Here is a 6,420-nt window from a genome sequence, read left to right as displayed (position 1 = left end):
AACTCGCGGGCTTTCTCTGGGCTAAGCTCCAGTTTTACCGTTCGACTAAAAGTCGAATTCCAACTGTTGTCGTGTCGGGATACGTTGACGTCGATATAGTACTGCGAGAAGATTCCTGCCTTCACCCTCGCCGTGGCTCCGTAGGCGTTGCTACCCACGTAGCTGCCGAGTGACGTGAAGTCCTTGAAAGCCTCTAGGGATATCGTCGTGCTTTCGCTGGTATCCGAATAGTCCTGATTCTCCCGAGCCGGAGAAATCCGCGCTTGTTGCGTGTCAGCGTTATAGCTGAAATGATCGGCAAGTGGGACTACCGCTACGATGTTGTCTCCGCCTAGTAGGCGTGTAACTGTATCGCCTCGGCGTTGGACAAATTGCTCTGTTGTCTCAAACTCCGTCTTGCCTTGTGTCGTATCCATATTCGATAGCGGCTTAAGAACGCTCGCGAGCGGAATTATTGATGCAGCACGGGCTGCAGCATTGTCACAGGTGACGCCGGCAACACTCGATGCGTAAGCACTGGCACTTGATGATGACGACGTCACGCGCACTGGCGTAGCTTTTTTAACAACGCGCCGTTGGGCTTCTACCTGTCCCGAACAGGTCAGCGTCGTGCCGACCACTAAGGCCGTCCACAGTTTCAGCATACCCCCGCCCTTCTGCAATTTTGATAAAGGGATCACGCCGCTTCGAGCGTAGGGATACGCGCGATGATATCGGCGTCCTTCACTGCCTGCACACGCAAGTCGTAATTGCGCTGCATGTTCACCCACATTTCGGGCGTGGTGCCGGTTAGCTTGCCGATCCGAAGCGCCATAGTCGGGGTGACATCCTGCTTTTCAGCGAGGATATCGTAGAGGGTCTGCCGCGACACCTCGATCAGCCTGGCGATCTCCGCCTTGGGCTTGTTGAGTGCGGGCAGAATGTCCTCCCGCAGCAGCTCACCGGGGTGCATCGGGGCAAGGCCGGATACGAGCTGGTTCATCATCTGTCTCCTGTCCGGGCCGATCCCAGATCATCATGCGTCTCTGTATAAGCTCTATATGTAAACTAAAGCCTTACATGTCAAGCATTGGCTGACAGATTTTTAGGAGGGGCTTGCCCCTCCTCAATGATAATCCTCGATATTCACGTCGATCGCATTGCCGTCATCCCAAGCCCATGTGACCCGGTAATTGCCGCTGGCATCGACTGCATATCGTTTGGGCTTGGTGCTCAACCCATGAAAGCGAAAGCCCGGAACATTCATGTCCTCGGGCTTCGTGGCAGCATCTAGCGTGAGCAGGATGCGGCGAACGCGGTTGTGGTTCTGGACGGGAAGTTTTGAGCCATCTCCCTTGGTGGCGAAGGCTTCGAGCGCCTTGCTGGTGTATGTTTTAATCATAGACACATTGTAAGGCATTTCCTGACATTTGTCAAGTATTACCTTACACTCTGCCGAAAACGATTCTTCGGCGGCGACCCTACCGCCCGAACCCGATATCCGGCCCGTCACGTCCACGCTGACGGTCTAGCTCCTGCTCTCGCTGCCGATCCCGCCCACGCTGCCCCGATTGGTCCAGCTCAATCGCCGGCACCTGGTCGCGCTGGGGTGACTGGTCGAGCGCCGGCACCGCCCCGAACCCGCCCTCGCTGCTGGTCTGTAGCCCCGATCGCATCGCCCGCGCTGCGCCCTGGACCAAGCTGGACATGCCCTGCATCGCTAGATCGGCACGCTCGCGGAGTTGGTGGGACCACTCCCGTATCCGCTCCTGACCACGCTCGATGTAGAAGCCCAGCCCCCGCTTCTCCATGATCGCCTCGTTCATCTGCCCGCGCGGGGTAACGGCGTGCGGCTCCTTGCCGGCCGCGATCTGCTCGGCCGACGCGCGCCGCTCGATCGCGGCGACGCATGGCCCATCTTCACGGTCGGTTCGATATCCAGCCCCTGACGCTCGTAACTGCGGTGATCGACCCGCTCGGCTACCTGGGCGTGTTCCAGCGCGCTGTTGACCATCCCGGCCCACCGCTCGCGGATCGCCTCCACCTCCACCGAGGCCGTCGAGCGCACGTCGAGCTGGCGCGTCTTCGCCCCCAGCCCGTCCGCCTCCGCTACCCGCGTCGTCGTCATGACGTGGGCATGGTGGTTACGATCGTCGCCGTAATCATGCGGGGCGTGGATCGCGGCATCCACTGCCACCCCGTAGCGGTTGCGGATATCCTCCGCGAAAGCACGCACCAGGTCGCGGCGCTGGCCGGCGTCCAGCTCGGCCGGCAACCCCAGCTCATATTCTCGCGCGACCTTGGCGTCCTTGCGCTTCTCCGCCGCCTCGGCCGCGTTCCACAGCGCGGAGCGGTCCTGCGCCCACTCCGCGCCTTCCGGGGCGACGATGAACGCGTCCTCGACGCCGCCCCGCCGCGTGTAGTCGTGCACCAGGCCGTCGCGCTCGTTTTCGAGACAAGCGCCGGTCCGGTACGCCGCAGCCGCGACCGCGCTGCGCCCGGTCGAGCGCGACACCGATTTCACCGCCAGATGGTAGATCGCCATCGTCGCGCCTGCCTTCTCCAACGTGGTCCAGCGGCGTTGCGCTGGTCGGGGTGTGGGGCGGAGGCCCCGCTGTCGCATCGCGACATGGGTGCAGGGTATCCCTGCCGCACGCATTACGCAGTAATGCTAAAGTGCGCCCTTGTCTCCTATCGTCGTCTCGGGTGGTTTCGTTTGTTGGTTTGAGCTATGCTCGCTTTGTTATCGTGCTTTCACGCGGAGAAGGTATGGCGGCACCAACACCCGAAGCCATCGAACAGGCTCGCAAACGGGTCAACCAGGCCAAGGCCCGTCTCGACGCGCTCAATGCCCGTGTCGCTGCCGAGGGCCGTCGTCTCGATACCCGCCGCAAGATCATCCTGGGCGGACTGCTCATCGACGCCGCCAGCAAGGACAAGCGGTTCGCCGGCATCGTCTCCGAACTGACCCACCGCATCAGCCGGGATCAGGATCGCAAACCGTTCGAGGGATGGACGCTGCCCGGGGAGGATCGCTGATGGACCGCGACCGCGACGACGACCCCCGTCGCCTGCTCGAACAGGCCCGCCAGCTCAACGAGCGGGAACGCGGAAAGGGAATGGCTCGTGGCGGGAGCCGAACCGATGCCCCGGCCGGCAGGTTCGATCCCGCCGAGTTCGACACGCCCCCCGATCCGCCACCCTCTGCCGCCGGTCGCGCGCGCGATGTCGCCGACGCCGCCCAGGCGCACAGTTTCTTCTCCCACCTCGACACCAACATCCAGCGCGTCCTCGCCGGCTTTGGTACCCTGCGCGATCTGGTGGCCGATGTGCGCGCCAGCCTTGCCGATGCCGCCGCCAGGGACGCACAGCGCGCCGAGGACGAGGAAGCCCGTGACAAGGTCATAGCGGCCCGCCTGGTCGATCCTGCCGCCCTGGAGGCCCGTGCAGAGGCTGGCGCGCGTCGTGGAGCCACGGACGGCCTTGCCGGGGCGGGAGAGGCCCTGCGACGTCGGATCGACGCTGACACGGCCGCGCACGCCGCCCTGGCCGATCGTCTTGCGGCTGATGCCGCCGATCGCCGCGCCCATGAGCAGCGCCGGCGCCGGTGGGACAGGTGGTGGAACGGCGCGCTCGCCGGCTTCGCCCTGCTGGTGCCGATTGCCGGGGGTTACGGCTACTACCTGGGTAACGGGGCCGGCGAGGCGCAAGGCTATGCCCGCGCCCGTGATGAAACGGCTGCGGCGAGCTGGGCCAACACCGTCAACGGTAAGCTCGCCCGCCGCATCGATCAGGCAAGCGAACAGACCATCCCCGCCATTGCCGCCTGTCCCAAGGATCACGGTTGGAAGCGAGAGAAGCGCGACGGGGTATACTGGTGCTTCGGCGCGAACCCTGATGCCAAATCCTACACCGGGTGGCTGCTGCCATGAACCTAGATGATCGCACCCGCACCTGGCAGCTCATCATGACCGGACATGATCTCCGGCGCGTCACGCTCGATACCCAGGCGGACATGGCGCGGCTGCTCGACCTCGATCCCTCAATCTCGCACCTGACGCTGGAAATCGGCGGGGATCGCGTCCACGTCGCCCGCGACTGGCCCAGCGACCAGTACGAGGAGGCCGATCGCCTGATCGATCGCATCGCCGCCTCCGGCGTGTCTGCGATCGTTGTCCACGAGCGCGACGGCAAACCCCCTCGCCGCGTGACGACCGGCGAATGATGGCACGATGCCTTCGCCCCGACTCCTTCCTCGCCAAGCCTGCGGCCGGTAGGCCGCCCCTGTGACGGCGTAGCCGGCACGCATCATCGGTGCATCGGCCGAAGGCCGATTCCGCTTGTCATCATGCAACGCCAGCCTCGCGCGTGCGCGATGATTCTAGATTCTATTGATTCTATGATTCAGGGGTTGCTTGTCTGTTGATTCATATAGGAAAAATGGCCTGACCTACGACAAATGGGGTGCTCAGTTACGACAAATGGGGTGAGCACCTACGACAAATGGGGTGCTCAGTTACGACGGATCGGGTGCCCCGTGAGGAATGGGGTAACTGTGCGATCTATGACATTGACATTGATCTTATGTCGTAACTGGCTAAGCTCATGCTGTGCTCGACGACCTTCCTATCGGCCGCACGATGAAGGCGGCTTCCACGATCTCGGTTCGTGACGGTCATGCCATCGTCAAAGCTGGCGAGTTCATCGAAGCACGGTTCGGCGCGGGTACGTCACCCTCTTTGGCGGCCCGCAAGACCCTAGCCCTTCTAATCGCCAAAGCTGCCGGTGAAGCGTGGCGACCGGGATCACATGTCATCGCCAAGCGCGATCTGCGAGGCACCCACAACGCCAATGATCGGATCCAGGACACCCTCGATGAGCTGATGGATGTGAAGTTCCAAATGCCTTCGACCTCGGCGCAAGGGCGTGCGGCGACGCTCACCGCTGCCCTGCTTGCCTGGACGCTCAACGAACATGCCGAAGACGGCCGGGCCACCGTCGAGTGGGAGTTCACGGCACCGGCTAGGGCAATCCTACAGGGGAGCGATTACTACGCTCGCCTCAACCGGGCGGCTCTGCTCGCCTTCCGGTCGAAGTATGCGATCACCCTCTATGAGATGGGTTGCCTGCTGGCTGGACGGCGTAGCCCCACATGGTCCGGAACGGTCGATGAGCTGCGGGAGCGGCTTGGCGCACCCTCTAATTCGATGCCCAACTTCTCCGACTTCCGGCGTCTGGTGCTGACACCTGGCAAAGCCGAAATCGATCAGCTCGCTGCCTTCACGATGGACTGGTCGGAAAAGCGCGGGGCGCGGGGCAAGATCACCCACGTCACCCTGACCTTCACCCCTAAAGACGACGACGCCACTGACGCCGCGGCCGATGAGGCAGGACGCCATAGCAGCGGCCGAAAGGCCCGCCGGGAAGGGACGACAGAAACCATCGTCGACACCGCCAGCCTCATCGCCTCGGCGGCTTCTCGGCTATCGGTTTCGGACACCCTACGCTGGCCGGCCGACGATCAGGTGGACGAGTTCAAGACCCCGGAGCTTCATGCAATCGGAATGGCCCTAGGCGGTGGTCACTCCGTACAGCGCCTAGCGGATCAGTATGCTCGCGTCCGCCCCGAACAGCGCCGTAAATTGGTAGGGGATGCCCTCAAGGCAGATTGGACGAAATGGGTTACGGGGTGTGCCACCAAGTGGGGCAGAGTCTGACCATTTCGCCACCTGACCGTTTCTGCTAACAGTTAGCGGATCACGTTTTGAAACGATCCGCAACAGGGACGGATAAAATGGCTTACACCCTCGGAGAAGCCGCAAAGGCGACAGGTATTAGCAAGGCTTCCATATCGCGAGCCATCAATAGTGGTCGAATTTCTGCGACAAAGAAGGATGACGGTTCTTTCTCGATTGAGCCAGTCGAACTGCACCGGGTGTATCCTCCCAAGTCAGCCGCACCAGTAACCGAAACACCATTTGAAACGCTACGCAACGGCAATGCTGACACCCGTAACGGGTCAGATTCCAATGTATTACAGGCTCGTCTTGATGCTGCCTTGGAACAGTTGCGCGATCGGGACGGCACGATCGACGACCTTCGTCGTCGCCTCGATCAATCGGATGAGGAACGGCGTGAGGCTCAAGCCCGAGTGATCGGACTGCTGGCCGGACCCGGCCCCACGGAATCCAAGAGGGGGTTTTTCGGTCGTCTATTTGGCCGTCCTGACGAATGACCGCGATCACATCCATCAAATGAGATTTACACCCCCATTTTGAGGTCGAGCTTGATCGTATCGCCGGGCATGCCGGTCAGAACGGCGATCTTCTCGCGGGCGAAAGCCAGCACATCCGCAACGGTATTGAGCGGCGGACCTGCGTCAGCCGGGATGGCCTCTTCAGGCTCCGGCGCGGCTTCGTCAGCCATCTTCCGCACGTCCTT

The 6,420-nt window shown here is 62.2% G+C and carries 10 protein-coding genes and 1 pseudogene; 5 read left to right on the top strand and 6 right to left on the bottom strand.

Annotation, left to right across the window (positions count from 1 at the left end; genetic code table 11):
- The 5 genes from ADT71_RS30925 to mobQ form a co-directional block, all read right to left on the bottom strand.
- On the bottom strand, nucleotides 1–644 hold a 644-nt coding region (locus ADT71_RS30925), incomplete at its 3' end, for a hypothetical protein (protein ID WP_156336379.1).
- 32 nt (nucleotides 645–676) lie between these two features.
- Nucleotides 677–982, bottom strand: a complete 306-nt coding sequence (locus ADT71_RS00805; protein WP_205499322.1) for a HigA family addiction module antitoxin — start codon at nucleotides 980–982, stop codon at nucleotides 677–679.
- Nucleotides 983–1,105: 123 nt separating this feature from the next.
- Nucleotides 1,106–1,498, bottom strand: coding sequence for a type II toxin-antitoxin system RelE/ParE family toxin (locus ADT71_RS00800; protein WP_231635459.1), 393 nt, complete (start codon nucleotides 1,496–1,498; stop codon nucleotides 1,106–1,108).
- The gene (locus ADT71_RS31815) at nucleotides 1,461–1,805 is read right to left on the bottom strand and encodes a hypothetical protein (RefSeq protein ID WP_054434239.1); all 345 of its coding nucleotides are present in this window, start codon (nucleotides 1,803–1,805) and stop codon (nucleotides 1,461–1,463) included. Before ADT71_RS31815 ends, ADT71_RS00800 begins: the two co-directional genes overlap by 38 nt.
- Complete coding sequence (gene mobQ, locus ADT71_RS00790) at nucleotides 1,802–2,524, bottom strand: MobQ family relaxase (protein WP_054434237.1); 723 nt, start codon at nucleotides 2,522–2,524, stop codon at nucleotides 1,802–1,804. Before mobQ ends, ADT71_RS31815 begins: the two co-directional genes overlap by 4 nt.
- 224 nt (nucleotides 2,525–2,748) lie before the next feature.
- Between mobQ and ADT71_RS00785 the strand changes: the two genes are divergently transcribed.
- The 5 genes from ADT71_RS00785 to ADT71_RS29855 all read left to right on the top strand — a co-directional run bounded on the left by ADT71_RS00785 (nucleotide 2,749) and on the right by ADT71_RS29855 (nucleotide 6,214).
- The gene (locus tag ADT71_RS00785; RefSeq protein ID WP_047167715.1) at nucleotides 2,749–3,018 is read left to right on the top strand and encodes a hypothetical protein; all 270 of its coding nucleotides are present in this window, start codon (nucleotides 2,749–2,751) and stop codon (nucleotides 3,016–3,018) included.
- Nucleotides 3,018–3,911: a hypothetical protein gene (locus ADT71_RS00780; RefSeq protein ID WP_053000203.1), complete on the top strand. Its 894-nt coding sequence runs from the start codon at nucleotides 3,018–3,020 to the stop codon at nucleotides 3,909–3,911. The genes ADT71_RS00785 and ADT71_RS00780 overlap by 1 nt, the downstream gene beginning before the upstream one ends.
- Nucleotides 3,908–4,204 carry a hypothetical protein gene (locus ADT71_RS00775; protein WP_047167714.1) on the top strand — a complete coding sequence of 99 codons (297 nt, stop codon included), beginning with the start codon at nucleotides 3,908–3,910 and terminating at the stop codon, nucleotides 4,202–4,204. The genes ADT71_RS00780 and ADT71_RS00775 overlap by 4 nt, the downstream gene beginning before the upstream one ends.
- Before the next feature lie 385 nt (nucleotides 4,205–4,589).
- Nucleotides 4,590–5,696: a replication initiation protein gene (locus tag ADT71_RS00770; protein ID WP_047167713.1), complete on the top strand. Its 1,107-nt coding sequence runs from the start codon at nucleotides 4,590–4,592 to the stop codon at nucleotides 5,694–5,696.
- A 77-nt stretch (nucleotides 5,697–5,773) separates the two neighbouring features.
- Entirely contained in the window at nucleotides 5,774–6,214 is a 441-nt protein-coding gene (locus ADT71_RS29855; RefSeq protein ID WP_082370061.1) for a recombinase, read from the top strand.
- A gap of 26 nt (nucleotides 6,215–6,240) precedes the next feature.
- Here ADT71_RS29855 and ADT71_RS00765 read toward each other — a convergent pair.
- Nucleotides 6,241–6,420: pseudogene (locus ADT71_RS00765) on the bottom strand (hypothetical protein); the annotation flags it as partial.

The organism is Novosphingobium sp. ST904 (genome assembly GCF_001298105.1).
GTDB lineage: Bacteria > Pseudomonadota > Alphaproteobacteria > Sphingomonadales > Sphingomonadaceae > Novosphingobium.
The sequence above is the reverse complement of the archived record's forward strand: the minus strand, read 5'-3'. Positions and strand labels throughout refer to the sequence as shown.

Coding starts and splice junctions, on each gene's coding strand:
- ADT71_RS00805 (WP_205499322.1), bottom strand. CDS start 982: ATGAACCAGCTCGTATCCGGCCTTGCCCCGATGCACCCCGGTGAGCTG.
- ADT71_RS31815 (WP_054434239.1), bottom strand. CDS start 1,805: ATGAACGAGGCGATCATGGAGAAGCGGGGGCTGGGCTTCTACATCGAG.
- mobQ (WP_054434237.1), bottom strand. CDS start 2,524: ATGGCGATCTACCATCTGGCGGTGAAATCGGTGTCGCGCTCGACCGGG.
- ADT71_RS00785 (WP_047167715.1), top strand. CDS start 2,749: ATGGCGGCACCAACACCCGAAGCCATCGAACAGGCTCGCAAACGGGTC.
- ADT71_RS00780 (WP_053000203.1), top strand. CDS start 3,018: ATGGACCGCGACCGCGACGACGACCCCCGTCGCCTGCTCGAACAGGCC.
- ADT71_RS00775 (WP_047167714.1), top strand. CDS start 3,908: ATGAACCTAGATGATCGCACCCGCACCTGGCAGCTCATCATGACCGGA.
- ADT71_RS29855 (WP_082370061.1), top strand. CDS start 5,774: ATGGCTTACACCCTCGGAGAAGCCGCAAAGGCGACAGGTATTAGCAAG.